Genomic DNA, 18262 nt, shown 5'->3' with positions numbered 1-18262 from the left:
GCGGGCGCTTTATAAATTCTGCTAAAGACGGCTGCCGAACCCGGCTCGTTTTTGGCGAGGCCGGGTTTTTTCATTCATGTCGTCGCCATCACCTTTGGTCGTCACCCCGCAGTCGATGCAGTTCGCAGGCCCGCTGGCCTTGCGCAGCGGCGCTTCGATCAGCGGCTACACGCTCGCCTACGAAACCTACGGCACCCTCAACGCCGAGCGCAGCAACGCGGTGCTGGTGTGCCATGCGCTCAATGCCTCGCACCACGTCGCGGGCGTGTACGAGGGCCAGGCCCGCTCCGAGGGCTGGTGGGACAACATGGTGGGTCCGGGCAAGCCGTTGGACACCGACCGCTTCTTCGTGATCGGCGTCAACAACCTCGGCTCCTGCTTCGGCTCGACCGGCCCGATGCACGTGAACCCCGCCAACGGCCGCGTCTACGGCGCCGACTTCCCGGTGGTCACGGTCGAAGACTGGGTCGACGCCCAGGCCGTGCTGCTCGACGCGCTCGGCATCCAGACGCTCGCGGCCGTGATGGGCGGCAGCCTCGGCGGCATGCAGGCGCTGTCGTGGACGCTGCAGTACCCCGACCGCGTGCGGCACGCCGTGGTGGTGGCCAGCGCGCCCAACCTCACGGCCGAGAACATCGCCTTCAACGAGGTGGCGCGCCGCGCCATCGTGACCGACCCCGACTTCCACGGCGGCCACTTCTACGAATACGGCGTGGTGCCCAAGCGCGGCCTGCGCATCGCGCGAATGATCGGCCACATCACCTACCTGAGCGACGACGTGATGAACGCCAAGTTCGGGCGCATCTTGCGCAGCGCCGTCGAAGGCGAGGTGGTGGGGCTCGACTACCGCTATTCCACGCAGGACATCGAGTTCCAGATCGAAAGCTACCTGCGCTACCAGGGCGACAAGTTCAGCGAGTATTTCGACGCGAACACCTACCTGCTGATCACCCGCGCGCTCGACTACTTCGACCCCGCGCGCCACCACGGCGGCCAGCTCAGCACTGCGCTCGCGCAGGCCACGGCCAAGTTCCTGCTCGTGAGCTTCAAGACCGACTGGCGCTTCTCGCCCGCGCGCAGCCGCGAGATCGTCAAGGCGCTGCTCGACAACCGCCGCAACGTGAGCTACGCCGAGATCGACGCGCCGCACGGCCACGACGCCTTCCTGCTCGACGACGTGCGCTACATGGGCGTGGTGCGCTCGTACTTCGAACGCGTCGCCAAGGAGTTCCAATGAGCGACATCGAACACCAACGACTGATTTCACAGCTTGTGCCCCATGGCTCGCGCGTGCTCGACCTGGGCTGCGGCGACGGCAGCCTGCTCGACCTGCTGCAGCGAGAGCGCGGCTGCACCGGCTACGGCGTGGAGATCGCCGACGGCAACGTGTTGCAGTGCATCCGCCGCGGCGTCGACGTGATCCAGCTCAACCTCGACGAAGGCCTGGCGATGTTCGACGACGCCACCTTCGACGTCGTGCTGCAGATCGACACGCTGCAGCATCTGCGCAATGCCGAGGTCATGCTGCGTGAGACCGCGCGCGTGGGCCGCTTCGGCATCGTCGCCTTTCCCAATTTTGCGCACTGGCCCAACCGCCTGAGCGTGGCGCGCGGGCGCATGCCCGTGACGCGCCGCCTGCCCTACCAGTGGTACGACACGCCCAACATCCGCGTCGGCACCTACAAGGACTTCGAAGTGCTGGCCGGCAAGAACAACCTGCGCGTGCTCGACGCCTTCGGCCTGCAGAACGGCCGCGATGTGCGTTGGCTGCCCAACGCGCGCGCCAGCACCGCGGTCTTCAAGTTCGAGCGGGGCGGCTGAGCACGCCGCCTTGCACCGCACGGACATCGGGTCGGAATGAGCTTCACGCTCGCGCAGCCGGTTCACAGCGAACTGCTCATCAAGAAAAGCCGTTTCATCGGCTGCGTGCAGCCGGTGCCCGACCGCGCAGCTGCGCTCGCCGTGGTCGCCTCGCTGCGCGCCGAACATCCGGGCGCCGCGCACGTGTGCTGGGCGCTGATGGCTGGCGGACAGTCGGCCGCGAACGACGACGGCGAGCCCGGAGGCACGGCCGGACGTCCCATGCTCGAGGTGCTGCGCCACCAGCAGGTGGAAGGCGCGCTCGCCACCGTGGTGCGTTACTTCGGCGGCGTGAAGCTCGGTGCCGGCGGCCTCGTGCGCGCCTACACCGACGCCATCGCGCAGGCCCTGCTCGGTGCCACGCTGGTGCCGCTCGTGCGCCAGCGCCAGCTGCAGTGCGCCGTGCCCTACGCGCTCGAGGGGCTGGTGCGGCGCGAGCTCGCTGCCATCGGTGCGGTGCTCGAAGATGTGCAGCACGGTGACGACGTGCGCTTTGCCTTCGCATTGCCTGCGCCCGAGGCGGACGCCTTCATCGCGCGCCTCGACGATGCTGCGCAAGGGCGCGTCGTCTGGCCGACGGCGTGAGCCGCTTCGCCGGCGCCTTGCCCGGTGTCGGCTCTGCAGCCAGGGCGAGCACGCCGCGCGATGCGAGGGCGACCGGCTCCGCCAGGTCGTCGTCGACACCGCGCCGCGTCATCTCGGCGGTCACGATGCCGGTGGGCACGGCCAGCACGCCCCAGCCCAGCAGCATCATCACCGAGGCGATCGCGCGGCCCAGATCGGTCTTGGGCACGAGGTCGCCGAAGCCGACCGTGGCCATGGTCGAGATGGCCCAGTAGATCGCCACCGGAATGCTGGTGAAGCCGTGCGTTGGGCCTTCGACCACATACATCAGCGTGCCCATCACCAGCACCACGAGCATCACGAAGCCCACGAACACCGTGATCTTGCGGCGGCTGGACGCCACCGCCGACACCAACGCCCGGTACTCCACCGAATAGCGTGAGAGCTTGAAGATGCGAAACACGCGCAGCAACCGCAGGATGCGCACGTCGATCAGGTAGGCCAGCTCCGGCGCGAAGGCCACGAGAAAGGTCGGCAGCAGCGCCAGCAGGTCGATCACGCCGTAGAAGCTCAGCGCGTAGCGCAGCGGCTTGTTCACGCAGCACAGCCGCGCGATGTACTCCAGCGTGAAAAGAATCGTGAACACCCATTCGAGGGCATTGAACAGGGGGCGCCACTGGTCCCGGATCGACTGCACGCTGTCCAGGATGACGACCAGCACGCTCATCACGATCACCGCGATCAGCGTCAGGTCGAACCACAGGCCGGCGGGCGTGTCGGCCTCGAAGATCACGGTGAAGAGCTTGCGCCGCCAGCCGCGCGCAGGTTTGTCGAACCGCGAGTCGGTGTCGGCGGGCGTGGACAGGGCTTCGAGCTTCGGGCGAATCAGGCGGGTCATGCGGGCATTGTCATGGGGCCGGGCGACTTATTCAGTTACGCTTCTTGCGCAATGAAGTGCGGCATGCCGCGAGCGCCTTCTTACGATAGTCCCCTTTCTTGAGGAGCTCCCCATTGGCCACACAGTCCCCCTTTTTCGGCAAGCGCGATCGTGACACCGACTCGTTGACTTCGCGTCCCGCACCGCTGGTTGGTTCGGGCACCAATCTCTCGGGCACTCCCGTCAATCCCTCCTCGTTGACCGCGCAGGCCGGCCTGGCCCCGGTGGCGGCAGCACCTGCCGCCAAGGAAGGCGGCAGCAAGCTCACCGTCGGCCCGAACATCAAGCTCAAGGGCGTCGAGATCACCGATTGCGACACGCTCGTGGTCGAAGGCCTGGTCGAAGCGACCATGGACTCGCGCCTGATGCAGATCGCCGAACAGGGCGAGTTCAAGGGCTCGGCCGAAATCGACATCGCCGAAATCCGCGGCGTGTTCGACGGCAACCTCACCGTGCGCGAAAAGCTCGTCATCCACTCGACCGGCAAGGTCACCGGCAAGATCCGCTACGGCAAGATCGTGATCGAAGAAGGCGGCCAGCTGTCGGGCGAAATCAGCTTCGGCGCCAAGGCGTCGTAAGCCAGCCGAGGCGGTCGCTCAGGCGGCCGGCGGCTCCCATCCCAGGCGCTCCAGCAAGGCACCGGCCGCGGCCGGTGCCTTTTCTTTGGCGCCATTGATGAAGTACACGAACACGTCGCGCGCCTTCGGTGCAGCGGCCCAGCCCTGCGCGCGCTCGGCCCAGGTGTCGAGCGCCCTCGGCCCGTAGCCCGTCTTGAGCTTGGCGTCGGCCATCATGAGCCGCGCATAGGCGACGTCGCCTTCGGGCTCCTCGAACGACGGAAACTTGTCGGCGTCGGTGAACACGGTCGACACCTTGTGCTTCTTCGCGAGCGCCTTGTAGGCGGGCACGATGAAGCTCTCGTGCCGCACGTCCATCACGTGGCGCAGCACGCGGCTGCCCTCCTTCTTGGGCAGCAACTCCAGAAACGCCTCGAAGTCTTCCGCATCGAACTGCTTGGTCGGCATGAACTGCCAAACGATCGGCCCGAGCTTGTCGCCCAGCTCGCTCACGCCGCTGTCGATGAAACGCTGGACCGACTCCCCCGCGCCCGCCAGCACCTTGCGGTTGGTCGTGAAGCGCGAGGCCTTCATCGAGAACACGAAGCCGTCGGGCGTGTCGTCGTGCCATTTGCGGAAGGTCTCGGGCTTGAAGGTGCTGTAGTAGGTGCCGTTGATCTCGATGGCGCTCACCTGTCGGCTCGCGTAGTTCAACTCCTTCGCTTGCGCGAGCCCCTTGGGATAGAAGTTGTCGCGCCAGGGCTCGTAGGTCCAGCCGCCTATCCCCACCTTGATCCGCGTCGATGGTGCCTTGCTCACATTGCGCTCCGGGTTTTGAGATCGCCCGCACTCTACGCGCGCTCGCCGCGAGCGCAAAATGCGTTTTTTCGTCCCCGCGGAGAACCCCCCGATGAACGCCCCCCTGCACCGTGAAATGCCCGCCGGCACGCTCGACGCGACGCGCGCCCTCTCTGACGTCACCGCCCAATGGGACGGCGACATCGTCAAGCAACTCACCGACTACATCGCCATTCCCGCCAAGTCGCCCGGCTTCGACAAGGACTGGTCGGCCAACGGCTACCTGGAGACCGTGCTGCGCAACGCCGCGGCCTGGGTCGAGGCGCAGAAGGTCGAAGGCCTGAAGCTCGAAATCGTGCGCCTCGAGGGCCGCACGCCGGTGCTGTTCTTCGAAGTGCCGGCCAGCGGCACGAACATGACCGAGACCGTGCTCATGTACGGCCACCTCGACAAGCAACCCGAATTCACCGGCTGGCGCAACGACCTCGGCCCGTGGACGCCCAAGTACGAGAACGGCCTGCTCTACGGCCGCGGCGGCGCCGACGACGGCTACGCGGTGTATGCCAGCGTGGCCGCGCTGCAGGCGCTCAAGGCGCAGGGCGTGGCGCACCCGCGCATCGTCGGCCTCATCGAGACCTGCGAGGAAAGCGGCTCCTACGACCTGCTGCCGTATGTCGACGCGTTGCGTCCGCGCCTGGGCCAGGTCGAGCTGGTGATCTGCCTCGATTCGGGCGCCGGCAACTACGACCAGCTGTGGCTCACGACCTCGCTGCGCGGCATGGCCAGCGGCACGCTCAAGGTCGAGGTGCTGACCGAAGGCATCCACTCGGGCGATGCCTCGGGCCTCGTGCCCTCGAGCTTCCGCATCATGCGGCAGGTGCTCGACCGCCTCGAAGACAGCGCCACCGGCCGCCTGCTGCCCGCCAGCTTCCACTGCGAAGTGCCGGCCGACCGCCTGGCGCAGGCCAAGGCCACCGCCGCCATCCTCGGCGACGAGGTCTACAAGCGCTTCCCGTGGGCGCACTACGACTGCGGCGGCTCGACCATGTTCGCGCTGCCGACCACCACCGACCCGCTCGAGGCCCTGCTCAACCGCACCTGGAAGCCCACGTTGTCGGTCACTGGCGCCGAAGGTTTCCCGGCCCTGAAGGACGCGGGCAACGTGCTGCGCCCCTACACCGCCTTCAAGCTCTCGCTGCGCCTGCCGCCGCTGGTCGACGCGGCCGAGACGGTGCAAAAGCTCAAGGCCCTGCTCGAAGACAACGCGCCCTACCAGGCCCGCGTCACCTTCGAAGGCAGCGGCGCCACCGGCTGGAACGCACCGACCATCACGCCGTGGTTCGAGGACGCGCTCAACAAGGCCTCGCGCGCGCACTTCGGCGCCTCGTGCGGCTACATCGGCCAGGGCGGCACGATCCCGCTGATGAACATGCTGAGCGCCGGCTTCCCGACGGCGCAGATGATGGTCTGCGGCGTGCTCGGCCCGAAGAGCAACGCGCACGGCCCCAACGAGTTCCTGCACGTGCCCTACGCCAAGAAGCTGACGGCCGCCGTGGCCGAGGTCATCGCCGCCCTGCCGGTCGCGCACCGCACTGCGGCTGCGGAGCCGGTGGCGGCTTGAGCGCCGCGCCGGGCCGCCCCAAGCAAGCTCGCTCCCGCTGGGCGGGAAGGCGCGCAGCGCCAGGGGTGCGCCCATGATCGACGCGCTGCCCCTACCGCATCGCGTGTCGCTGTCCACGCCGGACGGCGAGACGCTGGCGCTGCGGCGGCTGCCCGCGGCCGGCGCACCCCGCGCCGTGGTGGTCGTGGTGCATGGGCTGGGCGAGCACGCGGGGCGCTATCACGGCCTGGCCAAGCAATTGCACGCGTGGGGGTTCGCGGTCTGGGCGCACGACCATCACGGGCACGGCGAGTCCACCGGTGCGCGCGGCGGCCTGCCGAGCGAGCTGCGGCTGGTCGACGACCTCGCCCTGGTGATCGACGATGCGCGCCGCGAGAACCCCGGGGTGCCGCTGGTGCTGCTCGGCCACAGCCTGGGCGGCCTGGTCGCCGCGAGCCTGGTGGCGCGCGGCGTGCGGCCGGTCGATGCGCTGGTGCTGTCGTCGCCGGGGCTCGATCCGGGGCTGAATGGCGTCCAGAAGATGCTGCTGGCCGTGCTGCCGCGCATCGCGCCCAACCTGCGCGTGGGCAACGGGCTCGACGACAACTACCTCTCGCACGACCCGGAGGTGGTGCAGGCCTACCGCGACGATCCGCTCACGCACGACCGCATCGGCAGCCGGCTGGCGCGCTTTCTCGCGCACGAAGGCGCCACGGTGCAGCAGCACGCGGCGCATTGGCCGGTGCCCACGCTGCTGGTCTACGCGGGGGACGACCGGCTCGTGCGGCCGGCTGCGAGCCGCGCCTTCGCGGCGGCTGCGGCGCCCAGCGGCAAGGTCGAGGCGAGGTGCTTCGACACGCTGTACCACGAGCTCTTCAACGAGCTGGATGCAGAGCCCGTCTTCGACACGCTGCAGCGCTGGCTCGACCGGCGGTTTCAGGTCGCGACCGTGTCGACGCTCGCCGCCTGAGGTCGCTCAGGCCTTGGCCGCCAGTGCTTGTTTGCGCTGGGTCTGCGCGAGCCAGACCAGCGCCGCGCCGGTCAGCGCCACCGGCACCAGCGAACCGTAGTTCAGCAGCTGCCAGCCCTGCGTCGTCACCAGCACGCCCGAGGCGAACGAGGTCAGCGCGAGCGTCGCGAACACGCAGAAGTTGAGCGCGCCCTGCGCGCGGTCGCGCTCCTCGGCCGTGTACGCCGTGAGCGAGAGCGTCGTGCTGCCGGTGAACAGGAAATTCCAGCCCACGCCCAGCAGGAACAGCGCCACGAGGAAGTGGTGCAGCTCCACGCCCGACAGCGCCACCACAATGCAGCCGAGGTTGAGCGCCAGCCCCACCCCCATCACCGGCAGCACGCCGAAGCGGCGAATCAGGTGGCCGGTGAAGAAGCCCGGCGCGAACATGCCGATCACGTGCCATTCGAGCACCAGCGCCGCGTCGGAAAACGGCAGGCTGCAGATCTGCATCGCGATGGGCGTGGCGGCCATCAGCAGGTTCATCACGCCGTAGCTCAGCGCACCCGCGGCGGCGGCCACGATGAACACGGGCTGCCGCATGATCTCGCCCAGCGACCTGCCGCCGGCCGCTTCCTTGCGCGTCGGCGATGGCGGGAATTCGATGAAGCGCATCACGGCCATCGACAGCAGCGCCACCGCCGCCAGCGCGATGTAGGCGCCGGCAAACGGCACGGAAAGGGCGTCTCGCGTGAAGGTGGCGAGGTTCGGGCCGGCCACCGCACCGATCAGGCCGCCGGCCATCACCATCGACACGGCCTTCTCGCGCCAGGCCGGCAGTGCCAGTTCGGCCGCCGCGAAACGGTAGAGCCCGGCGTTGGCGTTGTAGTAGCCCGCGACCACCGTGGCGAAGCACAGCAGCCAGAAATTCTTCGAAGACGCCGCGTAAGCGCACAGCAGCGCCGAGCCGACCGCCACCGCCAGTCCGATCTGGAACGAGCCGCGGCGGCCGAAGTGCTGCTGCGTGCGCGCCACCAGCCCCGTGCTCAGCGCGCCGCCCACCACGTAGCCCATCACGGGCAGCGTGGCCATCCAGCCCTGCGGCGCGATGCCCAGGCCCACGAGGCCGTTGATGGCGATGAAGGTGACGTTGTTGGTCAGGAGCAGGCCCTGGCAGATGGCCAGGAGCCACAGATTGCGATTCATGGGGCGCGGTTCTACGCGATTGGGCGACGAAGGCAAGGCGCCGGCCAAAAAAAAGCGCCCTCGCGGGCGCCGGAATTCTGAGAATGGAAATTCGCCGGGTGGCAGTTCAGGCCGGCTTGTTGCCTTGCAGCAGACCGCTGAGCGAGCCCAGCAGGTCGTCCTGGTTGCCGAGGCCTTGCTCGGGCACCTTGCCCTGCGGCGTGAGCTGGTTGATGAGGGCCGGCAGCATGGTGGCCAGCATCGGCAGCAGCATTTGTGCGTTGATGCCGAGCTTGGACGCGATGGCGGCGATCGTGTCGCCGCCCAGCGCGTTCTGCAACTGATCACCCGAGACCGGCCGGTTTTCGCCGTTGCCGATCCACGAGCCGATCACGTCGCCCATGCCCGCCTGCTCGAATTTCGAGACCATGCCGCCGAGGCCGCCCTGCCCGCCGTTGTTGGCAAGCAGGCCGCCCAGGGCGCCGGCGAGGCCTCCGAGATCTCCCAATCCCCCGAGGCCTCCGCCCTGCGGTTGCTGCTGTTGTTGTGCAGCGCCTCCCAGCACCTGACCGAGTACCGAATCGAGCAATCCCATGGCGTTTCCTTGGTGTGTGACAGAACCGGCGGCATTTTCCGACGCCCCGGACCGCAAGCCGAAGGTGGCGTGACCACTTTCAAGCTTGCATCGTGACAAATTACTTGGTCCGCGCAGGCCGTTTGGGAAGCAATGCGGGATTGACCCCTTGCACGCCCACCAGGCCGAGCACGGTGACGAGCGAATTCTGCGCGCCTTTCCATGCATCTGTCACGTCGATCGACTCGGCCAGCGAGTGGAATCCGCCCGACTTGCCGCCGCCGCCGATGATGATGGCCGGGATGCCCAGCGAAATAGGAACGTTCGCATCCGTGCTGCCGCCGCGCAGCAGCGTCTTGTGGCCAAAAGCACTGTTGGCGCGCGTCGCGGCCTCGACGATCACCGAGTCGGGCGCCGTGCGACCGCCCGGGCGGTCGCCGATGAGCTTGGTGCTCACGCTCAGGCTGCTCACGTTCCAGCGCTTGTTCTCTTCCGCCACGGCCTCGTCGAGCGTGGCGAGGATCTTCTTTTCGGCCTCGAGCAGCGAGGCCATGTCGTCCGAGCGGATGTCGATGGCCATGCGGGCATCGGGCGCGATGGTGTTCACCGAGGTGCCGCCGCCCACGGTGCCGACGGTGAAGGTGGTCTTGGGGAAGCTGGGCGTGCGTACCTCGGCGATCTTGGCGATGGCGCGGCCCATGCCGTGGATCGCGCTGGGGACATGGCCGAAGGCGCCGAAGCTGTGGCCGCCCGGGCCCTTGAAGGTGACTTCGTAGCGGTGGCTCGCGGTGCCGAGCACGAGCACGTGGCCGTCGGGCGAGGGCTCCAGGCCGACCATGCCGTCGATGTCGAGGTGGTCGCGGAAGATGGCCTTCATGCCGCGCAGGTTGCCCAGCTCTTCCTCGCCGACGTTGGCGACGAACATCAGGTCGCCGACGGTCTGGATCTTGTTGTCGTTGAGCACCTTGAGCCACGACAGCAGCACCGACAGGCCGCGCGTGTCGTCGCCGATGCCGGGCGCGTAGAGCTTGCCGTCGCGCTCCTTCACCTTGACGTCGGTGCCGGCCGGAAAGACCGTATCGAGGTGCGCCGAGACCAGCAGCTTGGGACCGTTGCCGGTGCCCTTGCGCAGGCCGATCACGTTGCCTTCGGCGTCGATCTTCGCGTCGGTCAGGCCGAGCGCCTTCATGCGCGCCAGGAAGGCTTCGGCGCGCTTCTGTTCCTTGAAGGGCGGCGCCTCGATCTCGGTCAGGGCCTTCAGTTCTTCGACCGTGCGTTCGTGGTCGGCCTTGACCGATTCCAGCAGCTTGCGGATCGCAGGCGAGGCCATGAGCTGGGTGTAGGCCTGGTCGACCGCGGGGCTGACCTGCGCCGGCGTGGGCGCGACGGCCTGGTTCTGGGCGTGGACGGCGGGCATGGCGCACAGCGCGGCCAGAACGAGGGGGGCGAGACGAAACGCGCGGGATGAACGAGGCATGAGGGAGCGGCCTTTCCGGGAGGCGGATTGAACAATAAAAAGGAAGCGGCCATTGTTCCGCAGGCACCCGGTTCGCGCCTCGCGGAAAACCCCCCGGAACGGCTCAGGCGCCGATGAGCGACACCAGCGCCGCGAGTGCCGCGGTTTCTGCGCGCAGCACCCGCGCGCCGAGCGTGGTCGGTGCGAAGCCGCGCGCGATGGCGTCCTGTTCCTCGGAGGCGCTGAGGCCGCCTTCGGGGCCGCTGAGCACGAGAACCGGCTGCGTGGTCGGTGTCTCTGCAGCCACGACGGAAACGGCGCGTGTGCCGTCGGCCAGGCTGAGCACGAGGCGTGTCGCCGCAGCGTCCGAGGCGGCCGCACCGCCGAGCCAGCCCCCGAAGGACTGCACCGGATGGATCACCGGCACGCGGTTGCGACCGCACTGCTCGCAGGCCGCGACGGCGATGGCTTCCCAGTGCGCCCGTTTCTTCTCGGCGCGCTCGCCCGACAGGCGCAGCACGCCGTGCGCGGTGGCCAGCGGCTGGATGCTGGTCACGCCGAGTTCGGTGGCTTTTTCGACCAGCCAGTCCATGCGCTCGTTGGCCGGCATGCCGACCGCGAGGTGCACGGCGTGGGCCGCTTCGCGCTCCACCGGCGTGTGAACGCCGACCGCCACGGCGACCTCGCTGCGGCCCATGCGCTCGACCGTCGCGGCGTACTCGCCGCCCGTGCCGTCGAACAGGGTGAGGGTGTCGCCGGGCTGCATGCGCAGCACCTGCACATGGCGCGCGGCGCCCGGCGGCAGCGCCAGGCTGGCGCCGGCGGTCAGCGGCACGGAGCAGTGAAAACGGGGCATGCTATGGAATCAGGAGCCGACGGCGCCCGTGGTGCGGGCGCTACAGCGATTTTCTTTTTCGGCTTTTTTCAGTTTCTCTTCAGACTCGGCCGTAGGCGAAGCCGGTGACGGCTGTCGTGCCCTCGACTTCGTCGATCACCCGCACGAGCGGCGTGAGTTCCATGTAGCGGCTGGCGGTGGCGCGGATGTAAGCGATGAAGCGCGGCGTGTCGGCCAGGTAGCGCGGCTTGCCGTCGCGCAGCGTGAGGCGCGCGAAGATGCCGGCGACCTTGAGGTGGCGCTGCAGGCCCATCCATTCGACCGCGCGGTAGAAGGCGCCGAAATCTTCATCGACCGGCAGGCCCGCCTTGCGTGCGGCGTTCCAGTAGCGGATGGTGATGTCGAGCACGAACTCCTCGTCCCAGCTGAGGAACGCATCGCGCATCAGGCTGGCGATGTCGTAGCTAATCGGGCCGTAGACGGCGTCCTGGAAGTCGAGCACGCCCAGCGGCTGGCCGGCATCGCCGCCCACCATGAGGTTGCGCGGCATGAAGTCGCGGTGCACGTACACGCTCGGCGACGCGAGGTTGTTCTCGACGATCAGCGCGAAGGCGCGGTCCAGGCGTTCTTTCAGCCGGCCTTCGACGGCCACGCCGCGGTGCTTGCCGATGTACCACTCGGGAAAGAGCGCCAGTTCACGTTCGAGCAGCGCCCGGTCGTAGGGCGGCAGCACGCCGGGTTTGGAAGCCAGCTGCCAGCGGATCAGCGCGTCGATGGCCTGGTCGTAGAGCGGCCGGTTGGCGTCGGGCCGCGCTGGGTCGATCACGTCGAGCATGGTCTGGCGGCCCAGGTCGTCGAGCAGCAAAAAGCCGTGGTCGCGGTCCCATTCGAGCACCTGCGGCGCGGTCACGCCGGCCTCGGTCATCAGCTGTGCCACCTGCACGAAAGGGGCGCTGTTTTCCTTGTCGGGCGGCGCGTCCATCACGATGCGCGTGCGGCCGTCGGTGGTGTCCAGGCGGAAGTAGCGGCGGAAGCTGGCATCGGCCGAAGCCAGCCGGACGGTGTCCGGTCGCAGTTGCCGGGCGCCGGCGATGCCAGCCAGCCAGCCCCGGAACGCTTCGGCCCGCTGCGGATCTGTCCAGAGAATGGCCTGGGCGGGGTGTGGGGTCGTGGACGCCGGGGTCGAAGGTGCTGTCATGGATAATCAATTCTACAAATCCGCCTGGCGCGGCACCCCTTCCCAAGGCCGACCCGGCCGGGCAGGGTGGCTGCCGGTCCCCGCAACCCGCCGGCTTGCCGCGCCGTCCCGACGATTTTTCGTTCCGAATCGATGCCTACGACCCCACGCGCTGCCCTGCGACGTTCGAGCCCGCCGCTGCCACTGGCCGTGCTGTCGCTGGCGCTGCTGCACGCGCAGGGCGCCTTCGCCCAGCAGGCCGGTGTGCTTGACGGGCCCCTCACGCTCAAGCGCACGCCGCTGCTCACCGAGACGCTCACGCCCGCGCAACGCAGCCAGCTGCCCAGCCTCGTCACCGGCGACCGCATTTCCGGCCGCCCCGACCTGGAGACCGTGGTCGAGGGAAACGCCACGCTGCGCCGTGGCCCGCTGGCCATCACGGCCGACCGCCTCGAGTACTACCAGCCCGACGACCGCGCCAAGGCCACCGGCAATGTGCGGGTCAACCAGGCCGGCAACGTGTACGAAGGCCCCGAGCTCGAACTCAAGCTCGAGACCTTCGAGGGCTTCTTCAACAACGTGCGCTACCGCTTCCTCTCGACCGGTGGTCACGGCGAGGCCGAGCGCATCGACTTCGTCGACTCCAACGTCTCGATCGCGCGGCGCGCCAGCTACACCACCTGCCGCCGCGAAGACTTCCCCGGCTGGATGCCGGCCTGGCTGCTGACCGCCGCCACGCTGACCACCGACACCGAGGAAAACGAAGGCGTGGCCATCGACGCGCGCATGAGCTTCATGGGCATCACGACGCCGCCGATCCCGCGCGTGACCTTCCCGCTGTCGAACGAGCGCAAGAGCGGCCTGCTGCCGCCCACCATCGGGCTGGACAACACCAACGGCTTCGAGGTCGCGCAGCCCTACTACTGGAACATCGCGCCCAACCGCGACGCCACCATCACGCCCACGCTGATGAGCAAGCGCGGGCTCAACCTGGCCAACGAATTCCGCTACCTCGAGAAGGACTACAGCGGCAGCATCCGCCTGGACCTCATGGGCAGCGACCGCCTCGTGGGCCAGCGCTACAACGAGGCGCGCGCCGAGCAGCTGCAGAGGTTCAACAACGGCGAGATCGCGCTCAAGGACCTGAACCTCGGCAAGGCGCCCGACAGCACCAAGCGCTGGGGCCTGTGGCTCAACCACCACCATGACTTCGACGCCAAGGCGCTGGGGCTCGACTCGCTGTCGGCCAGCCTCAACATCAACCGCGTCAGCGACAACGACTACTGGCGCGACTTCACGCGCACGCCGACGCTCGCTCAGCGCCAGCTGCCGAACGATGCCTCGCTGAACTGGACCAAGGGCGACTGGAGCGGCGCGGTGCGCGCCCTGCGCTACCAGACGCTGCAATACAACCTGTCGCCGGTCGTGCCCTCGTATGACCGCGTGCCGCAGATCACGGCGAACTACGCCAAGTACGACTGGCACGGCTTCGACGTGTCGCTGAATACCGACTACTCGCGTTTTCGCGTCAACAGCATCCTGGCGGGCCAGCCCGGCTTCGACGCCAACCAGCAGTCGCAGCCCGACGGCGACCGCGTGTTCGCGCAGGCGGCGATCAGCCGGCCGTTCCTCACGCCGAGTTCGTTCGTCATTCCCAAGCTGCAGCTGCACGCGACCTCGTACAACTACTACCTGCCGCAGTCGTCCATTCCGAAGGCCTCGGTCAACGGCATCGACTACGTGAACGGGATGCCGTACAACCCGAGCCAGCTGTACTTCTTCCAGACTTCGTCGAACCGGGTCGTGCCGACCTTCAGCCTGGACAGCGGCCTGATCTTCGAGCGCGACGCCAACTACTTCGGCCGCGCCTTCCGCCAGACGCTGGAGCCGCGCGCGTACTACGTGTACACGCCGTACCGCGACCAGAGCATGCTGCCGAACTACGACTCGGCCGCCAACGACTTCAGCTTTGCGACCATCTACACCGAGAACGCGTTCTCGGGCGCCGACCGCATCTCGGACACCAACGCGCTCACGCTGGGCGTCACGTCCCGCCTCATCGATCCGGGCACCGGCGTCGAGGCCGTGCGGTTCGGCATCGCGCAGCGCTTCCGCTTCGCCGACCAGAAGGTCACGCTGCCCGGCGTTGCGCCGGTCACCGACCGCACCAGCGACCTGCTGCTGGGCGCCCAGATCAACTGGACGCCCAAGTGGAGCCTGGACACGCTGCTCCAGTACAACCCCGATTCGCGCCGCTCCACGCGCAGCGCGATCAGCGCGCGCTACAACCCGGGCCCGTACCGCAACCTCAGCGCCGCGTTCCGCTACCAGGCGCCGAGCACGCCCATCGCCACCGACGGCAACAAGTCGATCGACGTGGGCTGGCAATGGCCGATCAACGACCTGTGGGGCGACAAGGGCAAGGACCTCGGTCCGGGCAAGGGCGAAGGCGGTGGACGCTGGTACGCCGTGGGCCGCCTCAACTACAGCCTGCAGGACAAGAAGCTCACGGACGGCGTGCTCGGGGTCGAGTACGACGGCTGCTGCTGGATCGGTCGCGTGGTGCTGCAGCGCATCACCACCGGCCAGGTGACGGCCAACACCCGCATCATGTTCCAGCTCGAATTCGTCGGTTTCTCCGCCATCGGATCGAGCCCGATGCAGGCCTTGCGGCAGAACGTGCAGCGCTACCAGCCGCTGCGTCAACCGACCGAAGCCCCGAGCCGCTTCACCAATTACGACTGAAACGACGACCGTTCACGCCATGAAACACATCCGTTCCCTCCTCACCCTGGGTTGCCTTGCGGCCATCGCCGCAACGGCCGGCGCACAGGGCTTTCGTTCCGGCAGCGGCATCACGGACATCATGCGTGCCGGTCCCCGGATCGTGCCGCCGGCGGCCCGCCCTGCCGCCCCCTCGGCGGCGCCGGTGCAGCGCGCGGCCGAGTACATCGTGGCGCTGGTCAACTCCGAGCCCATCACCAACACCGAGGTGCAGTCGCGCGTTACGCGCCTGATCCGCGAGAACCCGGACGCCGAGCGCGTGCCGCGCGCCGAACTCACGCGCCTCGTGCTGGAGCGCCTGATCACCGAGCGCGCACAGCTGCAGCTCGCGAAGGAAAACGGCATCAAGGTCGATGACGTGGCGATCGACCAGGCCGAGCAGACCGTGGCCCGCCAGAACGAGATCAGCCTCACCGAGCTGCGCAGCCGCGTCGTGGCCGAGGGCATCTCGCCGCGCGAATTCCGCAACGACCTGCGCGACCAGTTGCTGCTTACGCGCCTGCGCGACCGCGAGGTCGAATCGAAGGTCAAGATCAGCGACACCGAGGCCGACGAGTACCTGCGCGACCAGCGCGAAAACGCCGTCAAGAACAGCGCCCTGCTCAACCTCAACATCGCGCAGCTGCTGGTGGCCGTGCCCGAGAACGCCACCGAGGCGCAGGTCGCGACCGCACAGAAGAAGGCCACCGACCTCGCGCAGCGCGCGCGCGGCGGCGAGGACTTCGCCAAGCTCGTGCGCGAGAACTCCGACTCGCCCGACCGTGCCAACGGCGGCGCGCTCGGCTTGCGCAGCGCCGACCGCTACCCGCCGGTGTTCGTCGAAGCCACGCAATCGACCGCGGTGAACGGCATCGCCGGGCCCGTGCGCTCGGGCGCCGGCTTCCATGTGCTCAAGGTGCTGACCAAGGCGCAGGTGGGCTCGTCGGATGCCTCCATCACCCAGACCCAGGTGCGCCACATCCTGCTGCTGAACGATCCCAAGCGCACGACCGCGCAGGCGGTGGCGCAGCTGCAGGAATTCAAGCGCCGCGTGCAGTCGGGCACCGCCGACTTCGCCGGCCTGGCGCGCGACAACTCGCAGGACGCGAGCGCCAAGGAAGGCGGCGACCTCGGCTGGGCACGCCCCGGCCAGTTCGTGCCCGAGTTCGAGGAAGCCATGGACCGCCTCACGCCGGGCCAGATCAGCGACCCCGTGGTGTCGCGCTTCGGTGTCCACCTGATCCAGGTGGTCGGCCGCCGCGAAGCCAAGCTGAGCCAGTCGGAGCAGCGCGAAGCCGCACGTGCCGCCCTGCGCGAACAGCGCGTCGAAGAAGCCTTCACCACCTGGGTGCAGGAAGTGCGCGCGCGCGCCTACGTCGAGTACCGCGAGACGCCGCAGTCCTGATGGCCGCGGCAGCGTTCTAGGCCGCGATGGCACAACACATTGCAAGAAAGCGGTTCGGGCAGCACTTCTTGTCCGACGGCGGGATCATCGACGGGATCGTGCAGGCGATTGCGCCGCAGCCCGGCGATGCGATGGTCGAGATCGGGCCCGGGCTGGCGGCGCTCACGCAGCCGCTGGTCGAACGGCTTGGCCGGCTCACGGTCATCGAACTCGACCGCGACCTGGCCAAGCGGCTGCGCGAGCATCCGCAGCTCGATGTCATCGAGTCCGACGTGCTCAAGGTCGACTTTGCCGACCTCGCGGCCAAGGCCCAGCCGAAGCCGCTGCGCGTGGTCGGCAACCTGCCCTACAACATCTCCACGCCGATCCTGTTTCACCTGCTGGGCTACGCCCACCTGATCGCCGACCAGCACTTCATGCTGCAAAAGGAAGTGATCGACCGCATGGTGGCCCGGCCCGCCACGTCGGATTACAGCCGTCTGAGCGTGATGCTGCAGTGGCGCTACGCCATGGAAAACGTGCTGTTCGTACCACCCGAGAGTTTCGATCCGCCGCCGCGCGTGGACAGCGCTGTGGTGCGCATGGTGCCGCTCGCGCAGCCGCCGGTGGTGAATGCAGCGCGGCTCGGCGAGATCGTGCAGGTGGCCTTCAGCCAGCGCCGCAAGATCCTGCGGCACACGCTGGGCAAGTGGCTTGGGGAGCACGGCTTCACGGGCGAATTCGATATCCAGCGCCGCGCCGAGGAAGTGCCGGTGGCCGAATACGTTGCACTGGCCCAGGCCGTTCCTCCATGAAAAATGCCCGTCGATGACGGGCATTTTTCTTTTCCAGGGTGCCACCGATCCGGCTTTGCCGGTCGGCAGGCGCCGCCCCCGGAAGGGGGTTGGCGAAGCGACACGAAGTGCGCGCCGCCGGGGGGTGAGCCTGGTTAGGCAGCGGCCAGCCAGTACCCCGCGTTGAAGGGGCTGCTCATGCGCAACGCCAGGGGCGACACGTCGACGAGCTTGTCGGTCGGCATTTTTTCGCCGGCCGGCTCGGTGCTGGCGGCGGTGGCCGCAGCGGTTGCTGCCGTGGCGGCAGGGTTGACTTCGATGCCATCGAGGGTTTCAGCGGTGGGCTGAGCCTCGTTCGCCCGTTCTGCTTGGCTGGTGGATGCAGAACGGGCTACAGAAAAGAATAGAAGCAGCGGAACGGGACCTTGCGATCGCCCCAGTAGTCCGAAGCGTCGCGGAAGATGTCGAGCAGTTGCTCGCGCGCTTCCTTGTCGAACTTGGCGTTGGCCGGAATCTGTTCGAGCACGATGACGAAACCAGGCTGCGGGCCCGATTTATGCAACGGGTCGGTCATGCAGTCGTACAGCGCGTCGAAGTTCTTGCCGAAGTGCGCCGGGAAGGTGAACTGCTGGGCAATCAGGTCGAGCACGTCCTGCTTGGTCTGGGCGTTGCCCAGGTTGGCATACAGGAAGTGCTGGCCGGCCGCATTGGCGGCATCCTGCAGGTCGTTCACGCGGAACGCGCGGATCGATTGCACGATGTTCGGGCGTACGGCTCGAAGGGATAAGGTCATATCCGCTGGTCTTTCCATAGTCATCATCATCTCGTC

17 protein-coding genes are annotated in these 18262 nt (G+C 68.0%); 9 read left to right on the top strand and 8 right to left on the bottom strand.

Features of this window, described 5'->3' with window-relative positions; all coding sequences use genetic code 11:
* Positions 1-76: 76 nt before the first annotated feature.
* From RZE79_RS30370 to RZE79_RS30360, 3 genes are read left to right on the top strand one after another with little or no spacing between them, the layout of a single operon-like run.
* Positions 77-1237 carry a homoserine O-acetyltransferase gene (locus RZE79_RS30370; protein WP_319358239.1) on the top strand — a complete coding sequence of 387 codons (1161 nt, stop codon included), beginning with the start codon at positions 77-79 and terminating at the stop codon, positions 1235-1237.
* Entirely contained in the window at positions 1234-1821 is a 588-nt protein-coding gene (metW, locus tag RZE79_RS30365; protein WP_319358236.1) for a methionine biosynthesis protein MetW, read from the top strand. The genes RZE79_RS30370 and metW overlap by 4 nt, the downstream gene beginning before the upstream one ends.
* Before the next feature lie 36 nt (positions 1822-1857).
* On the top strand, positions 1858-2445 hold the full coding sequence (locus tag RZE79_RS30360) for a YigZ family protein (RefSeq protein ID WP_319358234.1): 588 nt from the start codon (positions 1858-1860) through the stop codon (positions 2443-2445).
* On the opposite strand, the gene RZE79_RS30355 is transcribed toward RZE79_RS30360, so the two are convergent.
* On the bottom strand, positions 2390-3322 hold the full coding sequence (locus RZE79_RS30355) for an ion transporter (protein WP_319358232.1): 933 nt from the start codon (positions 3320-3322) through the stop codon (positions 2390-2392). The two genes, RZE79_RS30360 and RZE79_RS30355, sit on opposite strands and share 56 nt — an antisense overlap.
* A 113-nt stretch (positions 3323-3435) precedes the next feature.
* Between RZE79_RS30355 and RZE79_RS30350 the strand changes: the two genes are divergently transcribed.
* Positions 3436-3939: a polymer-forming cytoskeletal protein gene (locus RZE79_RS30350; RefSeq protein ID WP_101490717.1), complete on the top strand. Its 504-nt coding sequence runs from the start codon at positions 3436-3438 to the stop codon at positions 3937-3939.
* An 18-nt stretch (positions 3940-3957) separates the two neighbouring features.
* Here RZE79_RS30350 and RZE79_RS30345 read toward each other — a convergent pair whose 3' ends face one another.
* The gene (locus RZE79_RS30345) at positions 3958-4737 is read right to left on the bottom strand and encodes a DUF72 domain-containing protein (RefSeq protein WP_319358229.1); all 780 of its coding nucleotides are present in this window, start codon (positions 4735-4737) and stop codon (positions 3958-3960) included.
* 91 nt (positions 4738-4828) lie between these two features.
* Between RZE79_RS30345 and RZE79_RS30340 the strand changes: the two genes are divergently transcribed.
* Positions 4829-6337 (top strand): M20 family metallopeptidase, encoded by a 1509-nt coding sequence (locus RZE79_RS30340; RefSeq protein ID WP_319358227.1) that lies wholly within the window; start codon positions 4829-4831, stop codon positions 6335-6337.
* 73 nt (positions 6338-6410) lie between these two features.
* Positions 6411-7286 (top strand): alpha/beta hydrolase, encoded by an 876-nt coding sequence (locus tag RZE79_RS30335; RefSeq protein ID WP_319358225.1) that lies wholly within the window; start codon positions 6411-6413, stop codon positions 7284-7286.
* 6 nt (positions 7287-7292) lie between these two features.
* On the opposite strand, the gene RZE79_RS30330 is transcribed toward RZE79_RS30335, so the two are convergent.
* The 5 genes from RZE79_RS30330 to RZE79_RS30310 all read right to left on the bottom strand — a co-directional run bounded on the left by RZE79_RS30330 (position 7293) and on the right by RZE79_RS30310 (position 12513).
* The gene (locus RZE79_RS30330; RefSeq protein WP_319358223.1) at positions 7293-8471 is read right to left on the bottom strand and encodes an MFS transporter; all 1179 of its coding nucleotides are present in this window, start codon (positions 8469-8471) and stop codon (positions 7293-7295) included.
* A gap of 106 nt (positions 8472-8577) precedes the next feature.
* Positions 8578-9045, bottom strand: a complete 468-nt coding sequence (locus RZE79_RS30325; protein WP_153281408.1) for a YidB family protein — start codon at positions 9043-9045, stop codon at positions 8578-8580.
* A gap of 100 nt (positions 9046-9145) precedes the next feature.
* A complete protein-coding gene (locus tag RZE79_RS30320) occupies positions 9146-10501 on the bottom strand; it encodes a M20/M25/M40 family metallo-hydrolase (protein WP_319358219.1) in 1356 nt (451 codons plus the stop codon).
* A gap of 103 nt (positions 10502-10604) precedes the next feature.
* On the bottom strand, positions 10605-11336 hold the full coding sequence (locus RZE79_RS30315) for a 16S rRNA (uracil(1498)-N(3))-methyltransferase (protein ID WP_319358217.1): 732 nt from the start codon (positions 11334-11336) through the stop codon (positions 10605-10607).
* Positions 11337-11415: 79 nt separating this feature from the next.
* Positions 11416-12513, bottom strand: a complete 1098-nt coding sequence (locus tag RZE79_RS30310) for a phosphotransferase (RefSeq protein WP_319358215.1) — start codon at positions 12511-12513, stop codon at positions 11416-11418.
* Between the two features lie 132 nt (positions 12514-12645).
* On the opposite strand from RZE79_RS30310, the gene RZE79_RS30305 reads away from it, so the two are divergent.
* Genes RZE79_RS30305 through rsmA form a run of 3 tightly spaced genes read left to right on the top strand, consistent with a single transcriptional unit; the run spans position 12646 to position 17454 of the window.
* Entirely contained in the window at positions 12646-15237 is a 2592-nt protein-coding gene (locus tag RZE79_RS30305; RefSeq protein WP_319358213.1) for an LPS-assembly protein LptD, read from the top strand.
* Positions 15238-15256: 19 nt separating this feature from the next.
* Positions 15257-16660: a peptidylprolyl isomerase gene (locus RZE79_RS30300; RefSeq protein ID WP_319358211.1), complete on the top strand. Its 1404-nt coding sequence runs from the start codon at positions 15257-15259 to the stop codon at positions 16658-16660.
* A 26-nt stretch (positions 16661-16686) separates the two neighbouring features.
* The gene (gene rsmA, locus RZE79_RS30295) at positions 16687-17454 is read left to right on the top strand and encodes a 16S rRNA (adenine(1518)-N(6)/adenine(1519)-N(6))-dimethyltransferase RsmA (protein WP_319358209.1); all 768 of its coding nucleotides are present in this window, start codon (positions 16687-16689) and stop codon (positions 17452-17454) included.
* Between the two features lie 370 nt (positions 17455-17824).
* On the opposite strand, the gene RZE79_RS30290 is transcribed toward rsmA, so the two are convergent.
* Positions 17825-18250, bottom strand: a complete 426-nt coding sequence (locus RZE79_RS30290; protein ID WP_095747788.1) for a barstar family protein — start codon at positions 18248-18250, stop codon at positions 17825-17827.
* Between the last annotated feature and the right edge of the window lie 12 nt (positions 18251-18262).

It is taken from the genome of Variovorax sp. EBFNA2 (assembly GCF_033802765.1).
In the GTDB taxonomy this organism is placed as follows: domain Bacteria; phylum Pseudomonadota; class Gammaproteobacteria; order Burkholderiales; family Burkholderiaceae_C; genus Variovorax; species Variovorax paradoxus_H.
The sequence above is the reverse complement of the archived record's forward strand: the minus strand, read 5'-3'. Positions and strand labels throughout refer to the sequence as shown.